The 22752-nt window shown below is 48.6% G+C and carries 21 protein-coding genes; 14 read left to right on the top strand and 7 right to left on the bottom strand.

Annotation, left to right across the window (positions count from 1 at the left end; all coding sequences use genetic code 11):
• Nucleotides 1-20: 20 nt before the first annotated feature.
• Complete coding sequence (locus IEW88_RS07750) at nt 21-923, top strand: LysR substrate-binding domain-containing protein (protein WP_147903831.1); 903 nt, start codon at nt 21-23, stop codon at nt 921-923.
• Here the strand turns inward: IEW88_RS07750 and IEW88_RS07745 are convergent.
• Together IEW88_RS07745 and IEW88_RS07740 are read right to left on the bottom strand one after the other, a co-directional pair.
• Complete coding sequence (locus IEW88_RS07745; RefSeq protein ID WP_147903832.1) at nt 901-2220, bottom strand: sensor histidine kinase; 1320 nt, start codon at nt 2218-2220, stop codon at nt 901-903. The genes IEW88_RS07750 and IEW88_RS07745 overlap by 23 nt on opposite strands.
• A complete protein-coding gene (locus tag IEW88_RS07740) occupies nt 2210-3592 on the bottom strand; it encodes a sigma-54-dependent transcriptional regulator (protein WP_147903833.1) in 1383 nt (460 codons plus the stop codon). The genes IEW88_RS07745 and IEW88_RS07740 overlap by 11 nt, the downstream gene beginning before the upstream one ends.
• A 239-nt stretch (nt 3593-3831) precedes the next feature.
• Between IEW88_RS07740 and IEW88_RS07735 the strand changes: the two genes are divergently transcribed.
• The 4 genes from IEW88_RS07735 to IEW88_RS07720 are packed head-to-tail and all read left to right on the top strand — an operon-like array spanning nt 3832 to nt 9318.
• Nucleotides 3832-5079 (top strand): efflux RND transporter periplasmic adaptor subunit, encoded by a 1248-nt coding sequence (locus tag IEW88_RS07735; protein ID WP_147903834.1) that lies wholly within the window; start codon nt 3832-3834, stop codon nt 5077-5079.
• Between the two features lie 10 nt (nt 5080-5089).
• Complete coding sequence (locus IEW88_RS07730; protein WP_147903835.1) at nt 5090-5779, top strand: ABC transporter ATP-binding protein; 690 nt, start codon at nt 5090-5092, stop codon at nt 5777-5779.
• Nucleotides 5772-8189: an ABC transporter permease gene (locus IEW88_RS07725; protein WP_185148567.1), complete on the top strand. Its 2418-nt coding sequence runs from the start codon at nt 5772-5774 to the stop codon at nt 8187-8189. Before IEW88_RS07730 ends, IEW88_RS07725 begins: the two co-directional genes overlap by 8 nt.
• Nucleotides 8190-8220: 31 nt before the next feature.
• Nucleotides 8221-9318: an MBL fold metallo-hydrolase gene (locus IEW88_RS07720; protein ID WP_221411391.1), complete on the top strand. Its 1098-nt coding sequence runs from the start codon at nt 8221-8223 to the stop codon at nt 9316-9318.
• Nucleotides 9319-9328: 10 nt separating this feature from the next.
• Here IEW88_RS07720 and IEW88_RS07715 read toward each other — a convergent pair whose 3' ends face one another.
• Genes IEW88_RS07715 through IEW88_RS07705 form a run of 3 tightly spaced genes read right to left on the bottom strand, consistent with a single transcriptional unit; the run spans nt 9329 to nt 11278 of the window.
• The gene (locus IEW88_RS07715) at nt 9329-9607 is read right to left on the bottom strand and encodes a superinfection immunity protein (protein ID WP_147903837.1); all 279 of its coding nucleotides are present in this window, start codon (nt 9605-9607) and stop codon (nt 9329-9331) included.
• A 3-nt stretch (nt 9608-9610) separates the two neighbouring features.
• Nucleotides 9611-9754, bottom strand: coding sequence for a hypothetical protein (locus IEW88_RS07710; RefSeq protein ID WP_185148568.1), 144 nt, complete (start codon nt 9752-9754; stop codon nt 9611-9613).
• A gap of 51 nt (nt 9755-9805) precedes the next feature.
• Nucleotides 9806-11278 carry an amidohydrolase family protein gene (locus tag IEW88_RS07705; protein WP_147903838.1) on the bottom strand — a complete coding sequence of 491 codons (1473 nt, stop codon included), beginning with the start codon at nt 11276-11278 and terminating at the stop codon, nt 9806-9808.
• A gap of 183 nt (nt 11279-11461) precedes the next feature.
• Between IEW88_RS07705 and IEW88_RS07700 the strand changes: the two genes are divergently transcribed.
• The 6 genes from IEW88_RS07700 (at nt 11462) to IEW88_RS07675 (ending at nt 16485) form a co-directional block, all read left to right on the top strand.
• Entirely contained in the window at nt 11462-11986 is a 525-nt protein-coding gene (locus IEW88_RS07700; protein ID WP_147903839.1) for an RNA polymerase sigma factor, read from the top strand.
• Nucleotides 11976-12575 (top strand): hypothetical protein, encoded by a 600-nt coding sequence (locus IEW88_RS07695; protein WP_147903840.1) that lies wholly within the window; start codon nt 11976-11978, stop codon nt 12573-12575. Before IEW88_RS07700 ends, IEW88_RS07695 begins: the two co-directional genes overlap by 11 nt.
• A 93-nt stretch (nt 12576-12668) precedes the next feature.
• Nucleotides 12669-13070 (top strand): hypothetical protein, encoded by a 402-nt coding sequence (locus tag IEW88_RS07690; protein ID WP_185148569.1) that lies wholly within the window; start codon nt 12669-12671, stop codon nt 13068-13070.
• A 241-nt stretch (nt 13071-13311) separates the two neighbouring features.
• Nucleotides 13312-14043 carry a hypothetical protein gene (locus IEW88_RS07685; protein ID WP_147903842.1) on the top strand — a complete coding sequence of 244 codons (732 nt, stop codon included), beginning with the start codon at nt 13312-13314 and terminating at the stop codon, nt 14041-14043.
• Between the two features lie 235 nt (nt 14044-14278).
• Nucleotides 14279-15532 (top strand): multidrug effflux MFS transporter, encoded by a 1254-nt coding sequence (locus IEW88_RS07680; RefSeq protein ID WP_147903843.1) that lies wholly within the window; start codon nt 14279-14281, stop codon nt 15530-15532.
• Between the two features lie 278 nt (nt 15533-15810).
• On the top strand, nt 15811-16485 hold the full coding sequence (locus tag IEW88_RS07675) for a hypothetical protein (protein ID WP_185148570.1): 675 nt from the start codon (nt 15811-15813) through the stop codon (nt 16483-16485).
• Between the two features lie 4 nt (nt 16486-16489).
• Here the strand turns inward: IEW88_RS07675 and IEW88_RS07670 are convergent, their stop codons facing one another.
• The gene (locus IEW88_RS07670) at nt 16490-17317 is read right to left on the bottom strand and encodes an AraC family transcriptional regulator (protein WP_147903845.1); all 828 of its coding nucleotides are present in this window, start codon (nt 17315-17317) and stop codon (nt 16490-16492) included.
• Nucleotides 17318-17539: 222 nt separating this feature from the next.
• Here IEW88_RS07670 and IEW88_RS07665 point away from each other — a divergent pair, with 222 nt between their 5' ends.
• From IEW88_RS07665 to pntB, 3 genes are all read left to right on the top strand, one after another.
• The gene (locus IEW88_RS07665; RefSeq protein WP_147903846.1) at nt 17540-18331 is read left to right on the top strand and encodes an alpha/beta fold hydrolase; all 792 of its coding nucleotides are present in this window, start codon (nt 17540-17542) and stop codon (nt 18329-18331) included.
• A 437-nt stretch (nt 18332-18768) separates the two neighbouring features.
• On the top strand, nt 18769-20301 hold the full coding sequence (locus IEW88_RS07660; RefSeq protein ID WP_147903847.1) for a Re/Si-specific NAD(P)(+) transhydrogenase subunit alpha: 1533 nt from the start codon (nt 18769-18771) through the stop codon (nt 20299-20301).
• A 5-nt stretch (nt 20302-20306) separates the two neighbouring features.
• On the top strand, nt 20307-21686 hold the full coding sequence (gene pntB, locus IEW88_RS07655) for a Re/Si-specific NAD(P)(+) transhydrogenase subunit beta (protein WP_147903848.1): 1380 nt from the start codon (nt 20307-20309) through the stop codon (nt 21684-21686).
• A gap of 77 nt (nt 21687-21763) precedes the next feature.
• On the opposite strand, the gene IEW88_RS07650 is transcribed toward pntB, so the two are convergent.
• A complete protein-coding gene (locus IEW88_RS07650; protein WP_147903849.1) occupies nt 21764-22630 on the bottom strand; it encodes a LysR family transcriptional regulator in 867 nt (288 codons plus the stop codon).
• Nucleotides 22631-22752: the final 122 nt, after the last annotated feature.

Raw genomic sequence — 22752 nt, 5'->3', positions numbered from 1 at the left:
AACAAATGAGTTTTGCATAAATGAAAGAATGGCAAGGCATCAGCGAATTTGTGGCTGTGGCAGAACTCGGCAGTTTTTCTAAAGCAGCCAAGGTCTTAGGTATTTCAGTCGCTCAGGTCAGTCGCACTGTGCTGCAATTAGAACAGCGACTGAACTGCAAACTGGTACTTCGCACCACTCGTCAAGTGCGTTTAACAGAGCAAGGCACTCTGTATTACCAACAGTGCCGCGCTTTGGTGAACGGCCTGCAACAGGCCAATCAGCTGTTGACCAGCCTGCAACACGAGCCTTCAGGCGCAATAAAAATCACGGCTCCTGTTTATTATGGCGAGCAATTTATTGCGCCTTTGCTGCATGAATTTTTATTACGTTACCCCAAAGTGCAGCTGGATTTGCAACTCACCAATGAGCAGCTGGATTTAGTACAAGGCGGTTTTGATTGCGCTATTCGCTTAGGTCAACTGACTGATTCAAGTTTACAGGCCAAAGCTTTAGGTAAACGCACTTTGTATTTATGCGCCAGCCCGGACTACCTGCAAAAATTCGGCACCCCAGCAACAGTAGCGGAATTGCATCAACACCGCTGTTTAGTCGGCTCTGTTGATTTCTGGCGTTTTGAACAACAAGGCCAAAAGCTGCAATTTAAACCCCAGCCTTATTTACGCTGTAATAGCGGTGTGGCTTTAACAGATGCGGTACTCAAAGGTTTAGGGGTAACCCAACTACCGGATTATTACTTGCAGCCCTATCTGGAAGATGGTCGTTTAGTCGCTTTATTAGCAGAGCAACAACCGCAGGACGAGGGTATCTGGGCACTGTATCCACTCAACCGGCATTTACCGGTTAAAGTGCGCTTACTACTGGATTGGTTGCAGCAGGGTTTGGAAAACAGTCCAAAGGCTATTGCCCAAAACGTATGCTAAAACAACTACCGCCTGGCTCAGCGGGTTTGTATTCCAATTGAGCGTCCTGCGCCTGCAACAAAGCGCGCGATAAAGGCAAGCCTATACCCGAGCCTGTGGCCTTGGTGGTGAAAAACGGAATAAAGATTTGCTCTGCCACTTCGGGTGCAATACCTGGTCCAGTGTCGCTTATATCCAGTTGCCATTGCTGTTGTGTGGTGCGCTCAAGCCTCACACTAAGCTGTTTCTGAGCACTGTGCTGCATCGCATCCAAAGCATTTTGCAGCAGGTTAATCAGCACCTGCTCCATGAGGGCTTCATCCAGCCATAACAGGGCTTGGCTGGGTAAATCTGTATCCAAATGAATATCCAACCTTGTGATGACATCACGCTCCAAGGCCAGACAATTTTTGACAATGGCCACCAGATTGGTCTGTTGTAAATCCGCTTGTACCGGCTGGCTTAGCTGTTTAAAGGACAGGATAAAATCACTCAAGTGCTGGCCACGTCTGTAGATGGTCGTCAGCGCTTCGCTAAGATCAACATGGTCTTCCTGACTTAGCACAGTGCCTGCCACTGGCAAAATCTGCTGGCAGCTTTGTGCCAAAGACGCCATAGGGGTCACCGAATTGGCAATTTCGTGCGTCAACACCCTGGTGAGTTGCTGATAAGCCTGCACTTCTTGCTGCAGCAGTGCCTGATTAATACTTTGCAGCGTCACCAGTTTACGTAACTGCCCCTGAATTCGGCTGCAGACAATGCTCAGCACCAGCCGGTCTGTGTAGCCTTGCTGCTGCCACTGCAACTGGCCCTGATAATGCGTAGTGGTGCTATGCAGTATCAGGGCCAGTTGCGCTAAGTTCGCTTCGTCAAACTGACCTTGTTGCAGTTGTTGCTGCTGAGCGGACGTGAGCATACGCAGCGCTGCCGGGTTCGCTTGCAGTAACTGACCGTCAGCGGCAAACTCCAGCACAGCAACATCCAGTTGGCTCAGCAATGTTTGCAAATACTGAGCTTTAGCTTCCGCTTGTTGGCGGCTATTGCCTAATTGCTGCTGCACCACACCCAGTAGCTGCTGCAGTTCTGGCTGGTCGCGCAGATTTAACGACGTATCCTGATTCGCCAAAGCTTTCAGCACCAAAGCAGTCTGACGCTGTCGGGTGCTGCAGTGTTGCCAAATCAACCAGGCCGCTACTATCGCAGCCAAAGTTAAGGCGACGGCAAAAGCCGAAGCTCCCCCCTGCCACTGTTGGTAGCTAAAAATCAACAGCACAGTAAAACTGCCAAGCAAGAGCAGCAGACGAGTGTTAAAGGCCATATTTTTCCAACCGCCGGTATAAAGCACCTCGGGTTAAACCCAGCGCTTTCGCCGCCTGACTGACATTACCCTGATAATACTGCAGCGCCTGACGAATGGTTTTTTCTTCGACAAATTCGAGGAAAAATTCCGTATCTGCCTCTTGCTCAGATAAAGTAGTGGCACGCGCGTTCTGCACTGAGCTTTGTAGATGACTAAAATCCAGAGTATTGCCCTCGGCCAAGACCACAGCACGCTCTACCGCATGCGCTAATTGACGCACATTACCAGGCCAGTCGTAACTCTGCAGAGTGCGCTTATCGGCAGTGCTGATGTGTAAGCCATCGCGCTGATAACGCTCTGAATAATGTTGCAAATACCACTCCAGCAGCAGAGGAATATCTTCTTTACGCTCACGAAGCGCAGGCAAGACTATCTCCACCGTATTGATACGGTAGAGTAAATCCTGACGGAAGCTGCCCTCTGTCACTGCCTGATAGAGATTCTCGTTGGTGGCGCAAATTAGACGAATATCTACAGCCACTGCCTGACTGGAACCTACAGGCACCACAGTGCGATTTTGCAGTGCTGTTAATAGTTTCGCTTGCTGTGGCAAAGCTAAATTAGCTAATTCGTCCAATAATAATGTGCCGCCACTGGCTTCGACAAAACGGCCGGCATAGTCATTTTTTGCGTCAGTAAAAGCGCCCTTTTTATGACCAAACAACTCACTTTCCAGCAGACTGCTACTTAAACTGCCCATATCCACACTGACAAAAGGCGCAGCAGAGCGTTGTGAGGCCTGATGAATCGCCTGAGCAACCAAAGCTTTTCCTGTGCCGCTCTCCCCCAGCAGCAGTACATTAGCCTCTGTCCCCGCTACTTTTTCAATAGTGCGTAATACCTGTTGCATAGCAGGGCTTTGCCCCAAAAGTGGAATGGCATCACTGGTGGAAGCCGTTTTTGCAGCAGCGCCTTGTCTGGAGTCGTGGTGCAGTGGCTGCTGCAGAGCTTGTTGCAGCGTCTGCAGTAACTGCTCATTCTGCCAGGGTTTTGCAATGAAATTTGCGGCCCCGTTTTGCATCGCCTTAACCGCCAGAGGTAAAGCGGCATAAGCGGTCATCATCACGACTTTCAGATTGGGCTGCGCCTTTAAAGCCTGCTTTAAATAAAACAAACCTTCTTCGCCACTTTGGGTGTCGCGGCTGAAATTCATATCCAGCAACAGCAAATCAAAAGGCTGTCCGTCAGTCGGCTGCTGCAGCGTACTAAGCAATAAAGCGGGCTCATGTAAGGTCACTATCTGGGCAAAGTGCTGCTTCAAAAAAATACGACTGGCGATCAAAATATCCTGGTTATCATCCAGTACCAGTACCTTATAGGGCTGTTTCATGACTACATCCTTGCGGTTGATTCCAGAACCCTACCGAAAACGCCACACCTTCGCAACAATCTTTTAAATCCAATAGCTTAAGGCGTTTTCAGACTGTCCATTAGTGGACAGTCTGTTGTATCACCAGCGGACAGTTCCAAACAATAAAAAACAACAAATCATTGATAAACAATAACTTACACTCTGGCACAGCCATTGCGTTATAAAGCGCACAGAACATGATTTTTTGGAGCATAGCAATGGATAAAAAAATCACTCCAACCCGCCGTCGCCTGACAGCACCAGCTCTGGTCGTCAGCTTGCTGATTGGGGTCGCCTGGTTTGGCAGTACCTGGCAAGCCAGCGCACAAATGTCATTGGCTTTGCCACTGAGCTCAGTCAGCACTGCCATAGTGCAGCAACAAAGCATGCAGGAGAGTATTGCGCTGCGGGCCAATGTGATGCCGCAGCAGACCGTATTTCTCGATGTGATTGAAGGTGGCCGGGTGGAAGAAAAGCTGGTGGAACAGGGTCAGTTTGTAACCCAGGGCCAGCCATTGGTCAGGTTAAGCAACACAGCACTGCAGCTGGATCTGATCAGTCGTGAAGCTCAGGTCACAGAGCAGATGAATTTCCTGCGTAATACTCAAATGACCATCGAAACCAACAGATTAAACCTCAAACGTGATGTGCTGGATATTGAGCATCAGTTAGTCACACTCAAACGCAATTTGGCTCAGACAGAACCCTTGGTCAAAACCGGCGTGTTGGCCAAAGAAACACTGCTGAATTTGCAACAGGATTTACGCTACCAGCAAGAACGCCTGAAGCTGACGCAACAGCAACAGAAGCAGGATGAGGCCATTCGGAAACAGCAATTAAGCCAATTGAGTGAAAGTGTGGCTATGCTGACCAAAAACCTCGAATTTGCCCGCCAGAACGTACAAAACCTGTTGGTGCGTGCTCCGGTCAGCGGTTATTTAAGCGAGTTTAATGTCGAAGCCGGTGAGTCACGCGCTCCGGGCAGTCGTATGGGCCAAATTGATATACCGGATAAGTACAAGTTAGTCGCCAGCGTCGATGAATTTTACTTAAGCCGCGTCACGACAGGCATGCAAGCCAATGCCAGCGTCAATCAAGAAGAGGTGCAACTGACCGTCAGCCGTGTCGATAGCCGGGTAGTTAATAATCAGTTCCAACTCGAATTTACTCTGCCCGGCGAGCACAAGGTCAAACGCGGTCAGTCGGTGAACTTAACTTTGCAACTCGAAGCTGAGCAACGTGCTGCTCTGGTGCTGCCTCGCGGTGCCTACCTGACTGACAGTGCTGGACAGTATGTTTATGTTCTCGATAGCCAAACCGCGGTGGCACGCAAACAAGCCGTTACTTTAGGAAAACAAAGCGCCAACCAAATTGAAATTGTCAGCGGCCTTGAGGCCGGTGATCAGGTGATCATTTCCAGCTATCGCGATTTCGCGCAAGCCGATACTATTCAACTAGAGCAATAAGGACTATTCCATGATCCAATTACAGCAATTAAACCGCGTATTTCGTACTGCGGAGCTTGAAACCACTGCACTGAACCAGATTGATTTAGTGATTGAACAAGGGGATTTCGTCGCCATTATGGGCCCTTCTGGCTGCGGTAAATCTACTCTACTCAGCATTCTGGGCATGCTGGACAGCCCAAGCTCTGGTGCCTACTTATTTCAGGACACCGACATTGCAAATTTCAGTGAAAAACAATTGGCACAGCTGCGTAAAACCCAGCTTGGCTTTGTGTTTCAAAGCTTTAACCTGATTGATGAGCTGAGTGTGTTTCAAAATGTGGAGCTGCCGCTGCAGTATCAGGGCATTGCCGCAGCAGAGCGTAAACAACGGGTAGAAGCCATCTTAAAACGCATGCAAATTGACCACAGGGCCGATCATTTGCCGTTGCAGCTCTCTGGCGGTCAACAACAACGGGTTGCGGTAGCACGAGCCTTAGTGATAAACCCGGCGCTGATTTTAGCCGACGAACCTACTGGCAACCTGGACTCGAAAAACAGTGAAGAAGTAATGCAGATGCTGCGCCAGCTGAACCGCGAAGGTACGACTGTGGTCATGGTGACTCACTCAGAACATGAAGCTCGATATGCCAGCCGTATAGTACGAATGCTGGATGGTCAGATCATTACAGAACGAGCTCTGGAGGCCAAATATGCTTAATTCTTTCAGCATGACAGGCAATTATTTCATCACTGGCATCAGAGCTGTACTGCGGCATAAAACCCATTTAGCACTGAACTTGCTGGGCTTAACCACAGGTTTGGCTTCGGCTTTATTGATACTGCTCTACGCCAGCTATGAACTGGGTTATGACCAAATGCACCCTAATGCAGAAAACAGCTACCGACTGGAGCAATTTTTTCTGCCTGTGAATCAACGTTTCCCGGTGTCGAGCCCAGCGATGAAAGCCTTGCTGGAAAACTATGATCAAGGGATCAAAGTGACCCGCATTAACAGTGGCGCCGATACGCTGCGTTTAGCCGGTTCCAGTCAGCAATTGAGTTTACAGAAAGCTCAGGCTGTGGATGCCAATATCACGGACTTTTTCCAGATTGAGGTACTCCAGGGTGATTTAACTGCGGCTTTAACACAACCCAACCAGATCGCTTTATCAGAACAGGAAGCTTTGCGATTATTTGGACAGACCTCTGTGCTTGGCCAGCAATTTCAACTCGGTGAACAGCGTTATACCATCAGCGCTCTCTATCGTATGCCTGAACAAAGTCATTTTCAGGCGGGTTCTTTGCGCCGGATCAGCGATGAAGTGGCCAATGGCCGTCTGGCGGTCAATAACGTCTATAGCTATATCCATTTACCCTACGGTCTTGATCAAAGGGCTCTGCTGCAAGAATTAACCACTCAGTTGAATCAGCAAGCTTATCAAGGCGGCAAAGTGACAGAACTGCAACTTCGCGCTCTGACCGATATTCATCTGCACTCCAATCTGGCCTATGAGTTTAATGTCAACGGCTCAGCTGGTACTGTACAGATTAGTCTGGTTCTGGCCGCTTTACTGCTGTTGATTGCAGCTATTAACTTTATCAATATGAGCACAGCGCGCGCCGCGATGAGAGCAAAAGAAGTGGGCGTACGCAAGGCTTTGGGCGCGAGCCGTAGTCAGCTGTTTGTGCAGTTTATGCTGGAATCCTTACTGATCGCCTGCTGTGCCGGTTTACTGGCAGCTGTTGCAGTAGAGTTGGTGCTGCCAGAATTTAACCTATTGGTAAATCGCCCGCTTCAGCTGAATTATATTGGCAATTTTGGTCTGATTTTGCTGGCGAGTGTGTTTAGTGTCGGCGTGCTAGCAGGTGTATATCCGGCGGTGTTTATCTCAGCTTTTGATGCAAAAAAAGTACTGAGTGGCGATTTTCAGCGAGGCAACACTGCCATCTGGTTACGTAAAGGCTTACTGGTACTGCAAGGCGCTATTACTATAGGTTTATTAGTGGCAAGCGTGGTACTTCAGCAGCAATTGCAGCTGCTGCAAAATCAGAGTACGGGTTATCAGCGTGAGGCCAGATTAATGGTAAACGCCGTAGAGAACAGCCTGCTGTTTCATGCCGAAAACAAAAATCTGTTACAAAGTCTGCAAAAGGTAGAAGGTGTCAATGCAGTGTCCATGCTGGATATGCAAATCACAGATACTATTTCTCAGGCTATGGATATTCAGCTACCAGGGCAAACTGCGGGCACAGCGCTGCCACCTATTTCTCAGATGGGCACAGGCTTTGATATTGCTAAAACCGCAGGCCTGACCTTGCTGGCTGGTCGTGATTTTAGCGAAACCTATCAAAGCGACTGGTATCAGACTCATGGCGATCATGCCACAGCGGCGGTGATCATTACCGAATCTCTGGCGCGCAAAGCGGGCTACACCCATCTGCAGGATGTGATTGGTCAGCAGTGGCTGTTGCCTGGCGATGTGCCGGTACTGCGGATGCAGGTTGTCGGGGTCGTTGCCGATATTCAAGTTGGATCAGCCTTAAAACAACAAGAACCTTTGCTGCTGATCTGTGGCCGCTCACCTATGACTTACGCCAATATCATGCTTAGCATGGCGCCGGACATGGCCGTTAGCGCCCGTGATAAAGTACAGCAACTGCTGAGCGAGCGCCTGCAGCGTCAGGATTTAAAACTCAGCTGGTTGAGTGATGATTACAATGCGATTTATCAGAACCAGCAACGTCAGGGCAAAGTAATAGCCATCTTTGCAGCACTGGCCATAGCTTTAACTTGTGTCGGTTTGTTTGGTTTGGCTGCTTTTAGTGCCGAACAACGTTCACGTGAAGTAGCAATGCGCAAGGTGCTGGGCGCTGGCCGCTTTAATCTGGTGAATCTGTTGGCCAGCGAATACCTCAAGCTGATGACCATCAGCGCTGTACTGGCTATCCCCGCCACCTTCTGGGCACTGAATAGCTGGCTGAGCGAATTCAGCGTCCGGATCAGCCAAAACCCTTTGTGGTACCTGCTGGCGGCAGCCGTTACTTTCGCTATTTGCTGGTGCACAGTAGCCGCTTTAGCCTGGCAGGTTGCAGGGCGCAAACCTGCTATGGTATTAAGACAACAATAACGAGTAAACAATTGATTAATAAGGGCTATTAATGAGACCAAAGCTGACTCCAAAAGCTATGTTGCTCATCGGTGTGCTGCTGCTTTGCGCCTGCAGCACACCGAATAAGGTTCAGCGTCAGGTAAACAAAGATGCAGTACTGCCACAGATCACTCAAGGTGAACATCAGGGTGCCTACCGTAATCTGTATCGCACGCCTTTGGGGCAGCGGCAGTATCCGGCGCACTGTGAGGCAAACTGCTATCCGGCGGATCAGGCGCTGCAGTGCAATACTCCGGGTCAGGATTGCCGCTACACTGCAGCTCAGCAAGCACCTGAGTTAACTACTGGTTTTGGTGTGCAATGGCTGGGTCATGCCAGCTTTGTGATCAATACACCGGATGGCCAGCAACTGCTGTTGGACCCTGTATTTGGCCAGTTTGACTGGCCGGTCCGTTGGGTGCAATGGTTTGCCGGCATTATCAAAAGACCTTACACCCCGACTATCAGCAGTACCACTTTGGCAGAAACAGATGCCGTGTTGTACTCCCATTTGCATTACGACCATTTCAGCCACCAGAGCATCGAACAAATAGGCAATAAGCCAACTTATTACCTGCCTCTGGGGATGGCGGATTACATGCCAAAGGGTGGATACCACATTATTGAGCAGGCCTGGTACAGCCAAAGCCAGCAAGGTGAGCTCAGCATCCATCTGGTGCCAGCCCATCATTTTAATAACCGCAGATTGTTTAACGATGACAATAAGGCCCTCTGGGGAGGCTGGTTGTTAGAGCACGGTGAAAACACTTTGTTTTTTGCGGGAGATACCGGCTATTCAGAGCATTTTAAAGATATTCAGCAAAAATATGGGGATATTGATATCTGCCTGCTGCCGATAGCCTCCTATCATCATGAAGAGCATGCTGACTGGTATCGTTATGTGCATACCACACCTGAAGATGCGTTAGTGGCGGCGACAGAACTGGGTTGCAAAGTGATGATCCCCTGGGGCTATGGTAATGGGAGTTGGCAGATGGGGGACATCAGTTCACATTCGCCACTCTTACGCTTATTGCATATGCAGCGACAACTGAACAGTCAGGTGCCGCTGCTAATTTTAAATGAAGGTGATAGCGTACAGTTATAACAGCCTTGTATCAGGCCACTGGCTTTAAGCGCGCCTTTTCAGCCAGTTTATTGCTCAGTTTGCCTGTCACAGCCCAAACGATTAACGCCACCCAGGCTATCCAGGAAAAACCAGCCGGCACATTCAGTAAGGCAATTTTGCCGGCATGCTGGCGATTAAAAACGAATGCCAGCAGGCTGGGTAAAAACCAAATCAGCAGAAAAAGCGTGCCAAACCCAACTAAAAATACCAGATCAGCTTGTTGCCATGCCTGGACAAAGGTATCGAAAAATTGTTGTACAGTTTCCATGGGTTATTCCTCGTTTTTGTTCATTTCAAATTTGTTTTGCAGTACAGCGGCAACCAGCCAGAACACCATAAAGAGCACCAGAAATTCGGCATCGGTCAATGCGACCTGATTGCTCAGCTCAGACACGCAGTCATTTAAAGTTTCCATCCATCTATCCTCGTTAAGCTTGTGAAATAAATTAGTGTGTAAGGGTTCAAATTAAAGTTTCAGATTTGACAGCGAAGCCAACTGAGCTTTCAGCTCGTCCACAGACCAGGCTTTGCCTTGCTGCACTACGGTATGCACAGTGTTCAGCGCGTTCAAATCCTTAAGTGGATTGGCATCGAGCACGATAAAATCAGCGACATAGCCTGTTTTCAGCTGGCCATAATCAGTCAGCCCCAGATGCTCAGCCCCGCCGCTGGTGGCCAGCTTCAACACCTGCCAGTGCGTCAGACCTGCCTGCTGAGTCAGTAACAATTCGCGCAAATAAAAAGGACCGCTGGCGCTTAAATCTGTGCCTATCGCCAGCGGCACGCCGGCGTCGTAAAGACGTTTAAGCAATTGCTTTACCTTCGGCATTTGACGCTGAGCGGCGGCAAAGTCTTCTTTTGACCAGTCATAACTGAGCGCAGCAAAAAAGGCGCGCCAGCGGCTACGATTTTCCGGGTGAAAGACCCACATATTTTCTTCCGGATATAAGCTGTTCAAGTCACGGCCAAAGTAGAACAACTCATTGGCAACTAAGGTCAGGTCGACTCTGGTTTGTTGACGCGCCAGAGTGCTAAACAGCTTTTGCATTGGCTCACTGTCGTAGTCGACATAGTCGAACCACCGGTACAGATAACGGCTGTCATATGGATTTTTTCGTTCAAGCAAATAGGCCTGTTTTGTATCGCCTGTCAGTAATTCAGCACTGGTTGGCAACGCATGGGTTAGCATGTCGATACCCAGATCCGCTGCATACTGCCAACTGACGCTATCCAGATGAGCCAGAGTTTTCAGGCCCGCTTCTTTGGCTAACCGCACTCCGAGCGCAACCTCGCCTTTGCTCAGCCCGGCGTATAACTTAATGTAGTGAACGCCCAGTTGTTTTTGACGGGCAATCTCAGCGCGCCAGCTTGCTTCGTCTTTTGGATAGACAGAGCCACCTAACACTGGCGTAGGTTCGAAAACAAAACCAGCGTATTTTAACTTGGGGCCGGGCCAGTTACCTGCTTGTTGCTGCGCGACATATTCAGCGTTGGCTTCTGGTTCGCCTGCTGGGCTAAAGGCTGTAGTCACTCCGGTGGCTAAGGTGCTGATGGCGTGATAGCGCGTCAGCTCACTATGACCTTTCACACTGATTACAGGTTTACCATCCTGCATCTCAGCCCGATGTGGCCCTGCAGTCAGGTGCAAATGCACATCAATCAGACCCGGCATCAGATACTGATCTTTGATATCCACCGTTTTGCTGGCTTCAGGTAATTTTGTATTCGCTTGTTGTTGGCCCATTTGTAGGATGCGGCCTTCTTTGACCAGTAGCCAGCCATCCTGAACCAACTGCTCTGTCGCAGGATTGAGTAAAGTGGCATTGTGATACAACACGCTTTGTGCCAGTTCAACAGGGGCCTGGGCTACCGCCTGTAATGCAGGCCACAGGGCCATCAGACAAAGCGCGACAGATTTTTTTACATGCAGTGTTTTCATGTGAAGACTCCTTAAAACCAAAATAAAGTTGCTGTGTTTGCTTAAGAAGTCGGGAGTATTTCTTCAGCCGTTACAGAATTTTTTTTATTTATTTTTGTAACACTTTGCCAGCTGGGGCAGACTTACTTTTGACAGAGTGATAACTTCAATAAAGACTCTAATACATTGAACAGGGAGGTTTTTTTGGCTAGTTCCGACCACAAAACTGTAACAGCTGAGCAGTTTTTGTTAGAGCTGTGGCAACAAAATCAGGGTGCGATCAGCCGCACTCTGATGGCTTCAGAGGCCGATCCCGCTGCACGACAGGACTTAAAACAGGATATTTATCTGGCATTGCACCAGTCCGCCGAACGTATTCAGGCTGCAGAGCTGCCGCGGGCTTATTTGTTTCGCATAGTGCACAACGTGACTGTCGATCATATAGCCCGCGCCAAACGCCAGCACTGGCAGGAATTAGATGAGGACACCCAGCATCTGCTGCTACAGGATTGTCCGTCGCAAGAAGTCGACGAACAGCAGCAAAGCCAGCAGCTATTGCGGGCTGTCAGGCAACTCTCCCCAGCGAACCGTCAGGTGATTTTGCTGGCGATGGAAGATTTAGACGCACCTGAGATCGCAGAGATCCTGCAATTAACCCAGGGCGCAGTGAGAGTGCGGTTAAATCGCGCCAAAACAGAACTGATGGAGATCATGCACCATGGCAGATAATTTTGACTTTGCCGCTCTGGCCAAAAGCTGGCAACAACAACCCACAGCAACAGAACTTCCACCCAATAGCGCTGATTTAACCCAAGCTAAACAGCGCCAGGCTGAACAAAAGTGGTTGATGTACGGCGAGTGGTTCGGGGCTGCTGTGATGTTTATTGCCGCCTTCTGGCTCGCATTTAACATTCCTGATTGGCTGAGCTATCTGTCTGCGTTGTTTCTGATAAGCGGAGCCCTCAGTTCCGCTTATGTCGCCTGGACAGTACACAAACCTATACTGGAATATGACAACTGGAGCAGCGGCGGGCTGGTACAATTTCGGGCGAGGGCCTGTACATTAACCCTACGCTATTACCTGTATACCCAGCTATCCTGTGCTGCACTGGTGGTATTTGCTGGTTTGTTATGGCTGATGCAGTGGTGGCAAATCGCTCAGGTGACCCCGACCCTGCTGGTTTTTTACAGCCTCATAGTCGCTCCGCTTTGCCTGGCTGCTATCTATCATTTGCAACAAAAGAAAAAACAAAAAGAGTCAGAGCTGAAGCAACTCAGCAGTCTGGCTGAAGATTTTCAGCCGGATGCAGAGTTGTAAAACAGCATCCTGCTTACAATTTCAAACATCTGGCTGCTTGGCAAGTTAAGCCTGATAGATTAACTTAACTTTTTTGCAACTTTTGAGGTCATGATGAAGAAGTGGTTGCTAGTAGCACTATTGTCCACCGGTGCACAGGCCTATGAACCGGACCGGGATCAAATACTGCGGTTTGAACCTTCGCCTTTTCAGAATACAGAGCTTAATTGCCAGCGTGATAAAGATGTGGTGCCCAGACGTAGCGATCTGGTGCTGGATCACTACGCGTTGCTGGCGGCGGATAACGGGGAGCGGGTCGCCACTATTACGGTGACAAATGGAGCTAGTGGCCAGCGTATGTTTAATCAGGAACATCTAGTGGCTATCATGGCGGACTGCAGCCGGATTTATCCCCAGTCATTCGAGCTGACGCTGGCTGCAGGTCAGCAAGAAACCTTTCAAATCTACTTTGGCCGTCGGGCACAACCTGTATTGCAGCTTATCACTAATAACTGATGCAGAAGTACAGCGTTCAGCTGAGCCCGAACTTATAAAAATTAGCCTAGCCAGCCCCCCCGATTTTGCAGCGAACACGTTCTAATCATGGATAAACCAGAGAACGGGGAAATCTCTTTCACTTTTTTGGGGGAATACCATCACTGAAAAGCAAACAGGAGGTAAATTTTTTGATAAAAATACTCAAGTAAAAAACGTTTTTGCCGACAATAATCTGATGACGGACAACAAGGAGAGTAAGATGAAAGTGGAGCCACAAGGGATAAGTCAGGCGTTGCACATACCGCCAAACAAGCCAGCACTGCACATCAAAAAAGACACAGATAGTTCAGAACAATTAACTCGTGAGCTAACGCAACTCGCCGAAGATACTTATCACAAAAATCAGCATCAGGAACCTGCCCCAACCTACCACAAGTCAATGACTATAGTGTCCAATCATGTATTGACCACTGCGGAAATTGAAGAAAAAGCGCTACTCAGGAATTCGACGGCCATGTTTAATCTTTACATGCCTGGCGGTGAAGTGTCTCAATCCGTTGAAAGAATGTTTTCTCAGTATGACAACATAATGTCTGAGATAAAAAGCAAGCAGCCTGAATTAGTCAATAAAGACTGGGCTATAGCACTGAATCAATCAGGTGAACCAGAAATTACAGGCAAACTAAGTCATGACGAAAAAGCCTTGATACTAGAAACATTGAATGCCAACGAAGATTTTATGAGCGCAGCCAGGGATTTTAAGTCTGGTTTCTTAGCGCATTTGAAATTTGGCAGCTCAGGCTGGTCAGATTATGACGTCAACGAAAACAATTTTTCAAAAGTATTTGATTTAAAAGAAATGCTTGATCATTCACAAGGCGGAGAAGAATTTAAAAAGTTCTGGAATAAAGATTTTAGCTGGCTTGAGTTAAACAATAACATTTCAGCTCAACTAAAAAGAAATGCGGAAAAAATAAAGCCATTGTGGTGAGTCTGGCTTTAACACGAACAAAAACCCAGTCGGACGTATTCGTCATCTGACGCGGTGTCTTGGCTGTGTCCGATCGACTCTCTGCCTGAGCCAAATGATCCACTATCCCTGTCGATTCCCCCCACTCTCAACCGACCCATGTAGAATTTGTTTACATTTCCCAACACTCTGGTCTGTGAAAAGCGTTACACTAGCCGCGCCTTTTTCAGGCCGTTTTAAACAAGGAATGCAGTACATGTCTGATTACTCTACTCATGCACCCACATCGCGTATTTCCACCGGCGAATTTACTATGCTGGTGGCACTTTTAATGTCGATTGTTGCTATCTCTATTGATGCCTTATTGCCAGCGCTGGACGCTATTCGTGCTGATATTTCGATGAGTCACCCCAATCAGGCGCAACTGGTGGTCAGTGCCTTGTTTTTTGGTATGGCGATAGGCCAGCTGATTTGTGGCCCTTTGTCGGATGCGACAGGCCGTAAGAAAGTTTTAAACGGTGGCATAGTGCTGTTTTTAGTCGGTACTGTGATCTGTTATGTCGCCACCGATATCAACACCTTATTATTCGGCCGTTTTGTGCAGGGTTTAGGGGTTTCAGGCCCTTATGTTTCGGCTATTTCTATAGTGCGGGATAAATACTCCGGCAATGATATGGCACGCATTATGTCGCTGGTGATGATGATATTCGTGATGGTGCCGGCTTTAGCACCAAGCCTAGGTCAGGTGGTGTTATGGATAGGTTCATGGCGCGATATTTTTATCCTTTATGTATTTTATGCGCTGCTCATTGTCGTGTGGATTTTCTGCCGTTTAGAGGAAACCTTGCCCAAAGAGCACCGTATCGCCATGAGTTCTAAAGGATTTGCTGAAGGTTTCAAAGAAGTGATCAGCAATGTGCCTACGGTCTGCTACATGGTGTGTATGGGTTTATTTTTTGGCAGCTTTATTGGTTATCTGAATTCATCGCAACAAATTTTCCAGGACTTGTTTAAAACAGGTGAGCTGTTCACTTTGTATTTTGGCTTACTGGCGATAGTTTTTGGCGCAGCCTCTTTAGTCAATTCCCGCCTGGTGCAAAAATGGGGCATGCAACATTTATCTAACCGTGCGGTCTGGGGCATTATTTTAAGCTCAGCAGTATTTTTAGCGCTGCATTGGGTGATTGACATTCAGCTATGGATTTTTGTGTTGTATGCGTCCGTGCTGTTTTTCTGCTTTGGTCTGGTGTTTGGTAATATCAACGCCATGGCAATGGAACCTATGGGCCATGTAGCTGGTATAGCGGCTGCCATTATTGGCTCTACTTCATCCATTATGTCGATGAGCATAGGCACAGTGATAGGCCAAATGTACAACGGTACTGTAATTCCTGTGACAGCAGGCTTTTTGATTTTTAGCAGCATCAGCATGGCAATTTTAACTTTTGCGCAAAAATACAAAAAACAGCATCAGGATGGACAAGCTGAACAGGCTTCTGAACCAGCCTGACAATCTCTTGGTTCTATAATAAGAAGCCCATGAATTACATGGGCTTTTTTATACAAGTCACTGAAATTTAGTTCCGCTCCAGAGTTTTGCTACGGAAAATAATTGCCACTCTGCCACCAGAAATCCACCCCTACAAGCCCGCCTTAAGCTGCCAACCTGTCGGCAAAACCCTAGCCACAACATAAATTCACTTTTTTATAACCTCATTAAAAACTCAGGCACAGAAGCTGCAACCCTAGCAACATCCACAGGGAACATGAGCTATCAAAGGGATAATGATGATCAGTTTATTCAGTAAAATAGAGAGCTTTGGTAAAAATTCAATTGCGGCTCTGGATCGTTCCAACAACGTATTACAGACAGGTCCAGCTATGCCTGTTAGCCATGCAGAAGACACTTCGGACACCGCCTACAGAGCACCCAGCGCTATCGTAACTCTGTCTGAAAAAGCTCTGGAGCTGCAAAAAAGCTATAACGGCACACCAGCCTTTTTGATTAAAGACGCCTACGTGTCTGCGCCTCACAGACTAGCCCCAGATCCAGCTACACCTCTGGAAGATATGGTGTATCGCAGAGATGGTTTACGCATCAATACTGAAACTAATCCGCCCCGCTGGATGGATTCCACCGACATCGTCAATTATGACGAGTGGCTCAAAAGCGAGCAGATGATTGACCAGCATGTAGATAAGCGGATCGCTATTTTTAAAGAGGGCAAAGCAGAAGGACTCACTGACGCTCAAATTATTCAGCAGATAGAAGACTACAACTCAACCCTGCCAGACCGCTTCCATCACGATACCCAAGTAGAAATGGATCTCGGTATGATTTATCGAACCAAACAATGGGTTGGAGTGACAGATGAAAGTCTGCAGTCCAGCCTCGGTACCAGACGCAGAGAATCTTATGAACAGCTCTATACCAAGGCCACTGCCAAGTTTAAAACCGGCTAACGTGTTATTGCAGACTCTGCAATTGCAACCATTCCCTGGGGCTATGACCAGTTTTCCGTCTGAAGGTCCGGGCTAAAGCCGATGGGCTTTCATAACCCACTTCATCAGCGATCAGGGCGATGGGACGACCTTCACGCAGTACTTTTTGCGTAAGGCTTACCCGCCAGCTCACCAGATAATCGGCTGGGGTAATACCGACCACTTTATGAAACTTGGCAGCAAAACTTGCTCTGGACATGCTGGCTGCGCTCGCAAGCTCAGCCACAGACCAGGCTTTCGCGGGCTGGTCGTGCATTAAAGTCACAGCTTTTGATAGCCTTAAATCAGCAAGCCCGGCCATCATACCGGTCGATACACTACGATTAGCCATCATGTAACGTAATAACTGGATCACCACCAACTCGAACAAACGGTTCAGTACCGCATTTTTGCCACAATGCTGCGCAAAGGCCTCGTCAAACAACCAATTCAGATTACCGCTAAGCATTGCAAGATCAGCCAAAGGCATGACGACATAAGCAGGTAAAGCTGTGGTTAGCGGATTATCCAGCCCGCCGTCAAAACTCAATGCAGCTGACACCAGTTCTACCTGCTGCTCTGAGCTGGCAGACAAGCTATGACCACAAGGCCGTGGAATAAATAACAAACTGGGTTCAGTGATCACAACGGGCTTTTGCTGATCCAGCTGAAATGCCGCATCACCAGAGCGCAACAAATGCAGCTTGGCTGTCCTGTCCGTTGCATCAAAAGCCATGTCAGCGCTAAGCACACCACCAAAGATAGTAGTGGCATGCATGCCAAATTGAGCAAGCAAGGTTGATAGCCGGTCCACACTTTTCTCCAGATCCGAAAATCAATAATTTAGACGATCTGTTGCATAAATTAGACCATTTGAACCCAAAAGAAAAGAATGGCAGCTTACTATACTCACAGCCGCGACCAAGAGGAAACAACGACCCCCTCTTGCCTGAAGCGAGCGAAAGACCCATGAGGCAGGCGCACGAAGAAGAGCGCAGCCAACGAACTCAGCTTGCAACTCCAAAAGGAAACGAACATGACTCATTTCAAATCACGTTTATTCACTACAGCTATCGCAACATTCGGCCTGACCTTTGGCGCCGCCGCCTTTGCCGCTGAAAAACCTACAGTGGTATTGGTACACGGTGCTTTTGCTGAATCATCCAGTTGGAACGGTGTAGTGTCTGAACTGCACGAACAAGGTTACCCGGTCATAGCTCTGGCGAACCCGCTACGCAGCGTAAAAAGTGATGCCGCTTATTTACAAGATGTAGTCACCAATACCAAAGGGCCTGTGGTTTTAGTCGGTCACTCCTATGGCGGTTCAGTGATCAGCCAAATCGCACCAGACCAAGACAAAGTGAAAGCTTTAGTTTATGTCGCTGCTTTTGCTCCTGAACAAGGTGAAAATATTGCAGAATTATCAGGACGTTACCCTGGTGGCACTTTAGGCCCAACCCTTGCGGCTCCGGTGGTATTAAAAGATGGCAATAAAGATTTGTACATTCAACAGGACAAATTCCACACTCAGTTTGCAGCAGATGTATCTGCAGCTGAAGCCGCGTTAATGGCTGCCACTCAGCGCCCGGTGACTGAAGCGGCATTGCATGAAGCTTCAGCAGCACCTGCCTGGAAAAAAATTCCGTCATGGGCGATTTACGGCACAGCGGACAAAAATATCCCGGTCGCTGCAATGAAATTTATGGCAGAGCGTGCTGGTGCTAAAAAGATTGTTGAAATCAAAGATGCTTCTCATGTGGTAATGACATCCAAACCAGAGCAGGTTGCCAAACTTATCGTTGAAGCAGCAGAAGCGACTGCGCAATAACTCTCTTAATAAAGCCGCAATGCAAAAGCCCTGACGTATCACTCAGGGCTTTTGTTATTACTGACCACTTTGCTGTTCGGCCTGTATTCAATTCGCGGCAAAACTGTAATTGCCGCCCCCCTCTAAGCTATAACTATCCTCTAAGCTATAACTAAAAGGCATTAGTCAATTGGTCTGACCTTGCCCTATAGTCGTTACGCCGATTTTTTCTACAAAAAACAGTAATTTCGGCACTACAAAGACTGGCGCAGCAGCACGACCTGACCGAGCCTGTGCTGACATCATCTTCTTATGTCAGCACAGTGGTAGTCCCTTCAGGAAGAAGCAAACCTAGCCGCGGCAACCAGCTCAACTGCTATGCCTTTATCCTGGTTGATAGGGGCTACAGATCCATCTGCTTAGCAGGATCCAATAAGAAAACAGGACAAGAGGTCAGGATGTTTATTGCAATACCCAAAGAAAAACTGCACGACGAAACCCGGGTGGCGGCCACCCCAGCGACAACGGAACAGCTACGCAAATTAGGTTTTACTGTACTGGTAGAAAGTGGCGCTGGCAGTAGCGCAGGTTTTAGCGATGAGGCTTATGTAGAGGCTGGTGCCAGCATAGCTGATAGCACCAGGCTCTGGGCCAGTGAGCTGATTTATAAGGTCAATGCGCCGACGGAGCAGGAAATCCATTTACTGCAAAAAGGCAGTACCTTAGTCAGTTTTATCTGGCCAGCACAAAACCCGGAGTTAGTGGCGCGCCTTGCGGCTCAAGGTGTGAATGTATTGGCGATGGATATGGTGCCACGTATTTCCCGCGCTCAGTCACTGGATGCCCTGTCTTCGATGTCAAATATCGCCGGTTACCGCGCTGTGATTGAAGCGGCTCATAGTTTTGGCCGTTTTTTAAGTGGTCAAATTACCGCAGCAGGTAAAGTGCAACCTGCAAAAGTGCTGGTGATTGGCGCTGGTGTGGCAGGTCTTGCTGCTATTGGTGCGGCCCGTTCTTTGGGTTCTATAGTGCGGGCTTTTGATACCCGCCTTGAAGTGGCAGAACAAATTGAGTCTTTGGGTGGTGAGTTTTTAAAACTGGAGTTTGCCGAAGATGGCTCTTCATCCAGTGGTTACGCCAAAGTGATGTCGGATGAATTTATTGCCGCTGAAATGGCTCTTTTTGCCGCGCAGGCCAAAGAAGTCGACATTATCATCACCACGGCCCTTATTCCGGGCCGGCCTGCACCAAAGCTCATCACCAAAGAAATGGTCGATTCGATGAAACCCGGCTCTGTCATTGTTGATTTAGCGGCAGCCACAGGCGGCAACTGTGAATACACAAAGTCAGGTCAAATCACCGAAACGGTATCAGGTGTCAAAGTGATAGGTTACACCGACTTACCAGGTCGTTTAGCGGCCCAGTCCTCACAGCTTTATGGCACCAATCTGGTGAATCTGGCCAAGCTCTTGTGTAAAACCAAAGATGGTCAGATGGTACTGGATATGCAGGATGTGATTATCCGCAATATGTCTGTAGTACATCAGGGGGAAGTCACCTTCCCGCCGCCAGCTATCAGTGTGACAGCTGCGGCCAAACCTGTTGTGGCCAGTGCTGCACCAACTGCAAAAACAGAGAAAAAATCAATCAGTTCCAACTGGTTTATCGGCATAGCGGCAGTGTTACTGCTCTGGATAGGTTACGCAGCGCCCAGCGACTTCTTAGCACACTTTACGGTGTTTTTACTCTCCTGCGTGGTGGGGTATTACCTTGTCTGGAACGTGACTCATGCCTTGCATACGCCTTTGATGTCGGTCACCAATGCGATATCCGGCATTATAGTTTTGGGCGCTTTACTGCAAATCAGCAGCGATTCCCTGCTGGTACAGGCGCTGGCTTTTTTCGCCGTACTGATTGCCACCATTAATATAGTAGGTGGCTTTACCGTCACACGGCGCATGCTGAAGATGTTCACCAAAGGCGGGGAGTAACAGCCATGACACAAGGATTAATCACTTCAGCCTATCTGGTAGCGGCTGCTTTTTTTATTGCCAGCTTAGCCGGTTTATCTAAACAGGAAACAGCCCGCCGCGGTAACTGGCTGGGTATTTTGGGCATGACCATAGCCCTGCTCGCCACCATTGCGGGCGTTAGTATGGATGCCATGTTGCCGTTAGTGATAGCTCTGGCGATAGGCGGTGCTGTAGGCCTGCGGTTGGCGCTTAAAGTAGAAATGACGCAAATGCCAGAATTAGTGGCCATTTTGCATAGTTTTGTTGGTTTAGCCGCAGTGCTGGTGGGTTACAACAGCTTCTTTGAAACTCATACAACCGCAGGTGCAGCGCTCACAGTGCATTTGACCGAAGTATTTTTGGGAGTGTTTATCGGCGCTGTGACCTTTTCAGGTTCCATCGTGGCTTTTGCCAAATTACGTGGCATAGCCAGCTCCAAACCATTAAGTATTCCACATAAACATAAGCTGAATTTGCTGGCTTTAGTCGCATCTGCTCTGCTGCTGGTTTATTTTGTCAGCTTCGAAGGTGGTGAAACTGCGTTGCTGCTGATGACGTTAATCGCCTTAGTCTTTGGTTTGCATCTGGTCGCTTCTATTGGCGGTGCCGATATGCCGGTGGTGGTGTCTATGCTGAACTCCTACTCAGGCTGGGCCGCTGCTGCTGCAGGTTTTATGCTGTCGAACGACTTACTCATTGTCACTGGCGCTCTGGTCGGCTCGTCCGGCGCTATCCTGTCGTACATTATGTGTAAGGCGATGAACCGCTCTTTTATCTCTGTCATCGCCGGAGGTTTTGGTCAGGTCGATGCCAAACAAAGTTCAGGCGACGAAGAGCAAGGTGAATACCGCGAAATCAACGCTGAAGATGTGGCGGATTTGCTACGAAACTCAAGCTCTGTGGTGATCACGCCGGGTTATGGCATGGCGGTCGCTCAGGCGCAGTATCCGGTGGCGGAGATTTGCCTGAAACTCAAAGAGCGTGGCATTAAAGTACGTTTTGGTATTCACCCTGTGGCAGGTCGTATGCCCGGGCATATGAACGTGCTGCTGGCTGAAGCCAAAGTGCCTTATGACATAGTACTGGAAATGGATGAAATTAATGAAGATTTTTCTGATACAGATACAGTGCTGGTGATAGGCGCCAACGATACGGTCAACCCGGCAGCTGCTGAAGACCCAACCAGCCCTATCGCTGGCATGCCAGTGCTGGAAGTCTGGAAAGCACAAAACGTAGTGGTGTTTAAGCGTTCGATGAACACTGGCTACTCGGGTGTTAACAACCCATTGTTTTATAAAGATAATACCCAAATGTGTTTTGGCGATGCCAAAGCCACTGTGGACGCGATTTTAAAAGCTCTGTAACAAGGCATTGAGTCTACCCAGCTAAAAAAGTCCGCCTGATTTAATGATCGGCGGACTTTTGTTTTACACCACTGCAGCTATTTAGCAGCACCAAGCCTTTGCGTTATAAAGTCTATAAAAGCTCTAAGCCTGCGTTGATGGCGTAAATCCTGATGATAGCCCAACCAGATAGGCCGTGATGGCGGCGCACTGGCAACAGGCAGTTGCTGCAATCCCTGCATTTGCTCAGCCAGCCGCACAGGTAACACGGCAAGCCCAAGCCCCGCGACACACAATCTGGCCTGCGCTTCTCTGCTATTGCTGCTAAACGCCAGCTTTGCGCCCGGAAACTGGTTGTTAAGCCAGACCACGTCGGGTAAATCACTAAAATAATTATCCATGCTGATCAATTTGAGCTGCTCTGGCGTGTTGAGCAAACTCAGGTCAAAATCAGCGGCAGCATACAAGCCATAATCCAGCAATAGCAGCTGACGCTGCGCTATATCCGGCTCATCAAAAGCCTGCAGCCTGAATACCAGATCCGCCTCACGCCGCGCCAGATTAAACAGTCTGCTGTCATTAAGAAGCTCTATGCTGACATCTGGGTGCAACTGTAAAAATTCAGCACAGCAGTCCGTCAAAACAGAATGACTAAACCAGTCAAAAGACGAAATACGTAAGGTCCCTGTCAGTTTTACTTCCTGACCGGCCAACTGCCGCATCGCCGCATCCGCTTCTTCGGCCATACGTTTAGCTGCAGGCAATAAAGCCAGCCCGGCCTCGGTCAACAGAAAGCCTTCTGTTGTGCGCTGAAACAGCTTCAACCCCAAACTCTGCTCCAGGCTTTGAATTCGTCGGCCTAAAGTGGGCTGAGTAAAACCTACAGCACGTGCAGCTGCCGTTAAAGTGCCCTGCTCCGCCACCGCCAGAAATAAACGGATATCGCTCCAGTCCAAATGTTCCATAGCTGCCTCTTCAACTTACTCATGCATTTTCGCATAGCATCAATGCATATTAGTTGATTTCAGCTCTTTTAAGCATGGGCAATACTGCATTCAGCCCAATAACAGGGCGCCGAACACAGCAG

Source organism: Rheinheimera tangshanensis, assembly GCF_014645135.1.
In the GTDB taxonomy this organism is placed as follows: Bacteria; Pseudomonadota; Gammaproteobacteria; order Enterobacterales; family Alteromonadaceae; genus Pararheinheimera; species Pararheinheimera tangshanensis.
Note: the sequence above shows the minus strand (reverse complement) of the source record. Positions and strands in the feature narration are given on the sequence as shown.

Excerpts from the sequence above, each read along its gene's own strand:
- IEW88_RS07720 (WP_221411391.1), top strand. The coding sequence starts at position 8,221 with ATGAGACCAAAGCTGACTCCAAAAGCTATGTTGCTCATCGGTGTGCTG.
- IEW88_RS07750 (WP_147903831.1), top strand. The coding sequence starts at position 21 with ATGAAAGAATGGCAAGGCATCAGCGAATTTGTGGCTGTGGCAGAACTC.
- IEW88_RS07745 (WP_147903832.1), bottom strand. The coding sequence starts at position 2,220 with ATGGCCTTTAACACTCGTCTGCTGCTCTTGCTTGGCAGTTTTACTGTG.
- IEW88_RS07695 (WP_147903840.1), top strand. The coding sequence starts at position 11,976 with ATGGCAGATAATTTTGACTTTGCCGCTCTGGCCAAAAGCTGGCAACAA.
- IEW88_RS07680 (WP_147903843.1), top strand. The coding sequence starts at position 14,279 with ATGTCTGATTACTCTACTCATGCACCCACATCGCGTATTTCCACCGGC.
- IEW88_RS07740 (WP_147903833.1), bottom strand. The coding sequence starts at position 3,592 with ATGAAACAGCCCTATAAGGTACTGGTACTGGATGATAACCAGGATATT.
- IEW88_RS07705 (WP_147903838.1), bottom strand. The coding sequence starts at position 11,278 with ATGAAAACACTGCATGTAAAAAAATCTGTCGCGCTTTGTCTGATGGCC.
- IEW88_RS07650 (WP_147903849.1), bottom strand. The coding sequence starts at position 22,630 with ATGGAACATTTGGACTGGAGCGATATCCGTTTATTTCTGGCGGTGGCG.
- IEW88_RS07735 (WP_147903834.1), top strand. The coding sequence starts at position 3,832 with ATGGATAAAAAAATCACTCCAACCCGCCGTCGCCTGACAGCACCAGCT.
- IEW88_RS07675 (WP_185148570.1), top strand. The coding sequence starts at position 15,811 with ATGATCAGTTTATTCAGTAAAATAGAGAGCTTTGGTAAAAATTCAATT.
- IEW88_RS07660 (WP_147903847.1), top strand. The coding sequence starts at position 18,769 with ATGTTTATTGCAATACCCAAAGAAAAACTGCACGACGAAACCCGGGTG.
- IEW88_RS07685 (WP_147903842.1), top strand. The coding sequence starts at position 13,312 with ATGAAAGTGGAGCCACAAGGGATAAGTCAGGCGTTGCACATACCGCCA.
- IEW88_RS07710 (WP_185148568.1), bottom strand. The coding sequence starts at position 9,754 with ATGGAAACTTTAAATGACTGCGTGTCTGAGCTGAGCAATCAGGTCGCA.
- IEW88_RS07725 (WP_185148567.1), top strand. The coding sequence starts at position 5,772 with ATGCTTAATTCTTTCAGCATGACAGGCAATTATTTCATCACTGGCATC.
- IEW88_RS07730 (WP_147903835.1), top strand. The coding sequence starts at position 5,090 with ATGATCCAATTACAGCAATTAAACCGCGTATTTCGTACTGCGGAGCTT.
- pntB (WP_147903848.1), top strand. The coding sequence starts at position 20,307 with ATGACACAAGGATTAATCACTTCAGCCTATCTGGTAGCGGCTGCTTTT.
- IEW88_RS07690 (WP_185148569.1), top strand. The coding sequence starts at position 12,669 with ATGAAGAAGTGGTTGCTAGTAGCACTATTGTCCACCGGTGCACAGGCC.
- IEW88_RS07665 (WP_147903846.1), top strand. The coding sequence starts at position 17,540 with ATGACTCATTTCAAATCACGTTTATTCACTACAGCTATCGCAACATTC.
- IEW88_RS07715 (WP_147903837.1), bottom strand. The coding sequence starts at position 9,607 with ATGGAAACTGTACAACAATTTTTCGATACCTTTGTCCAGGCATGGCAA.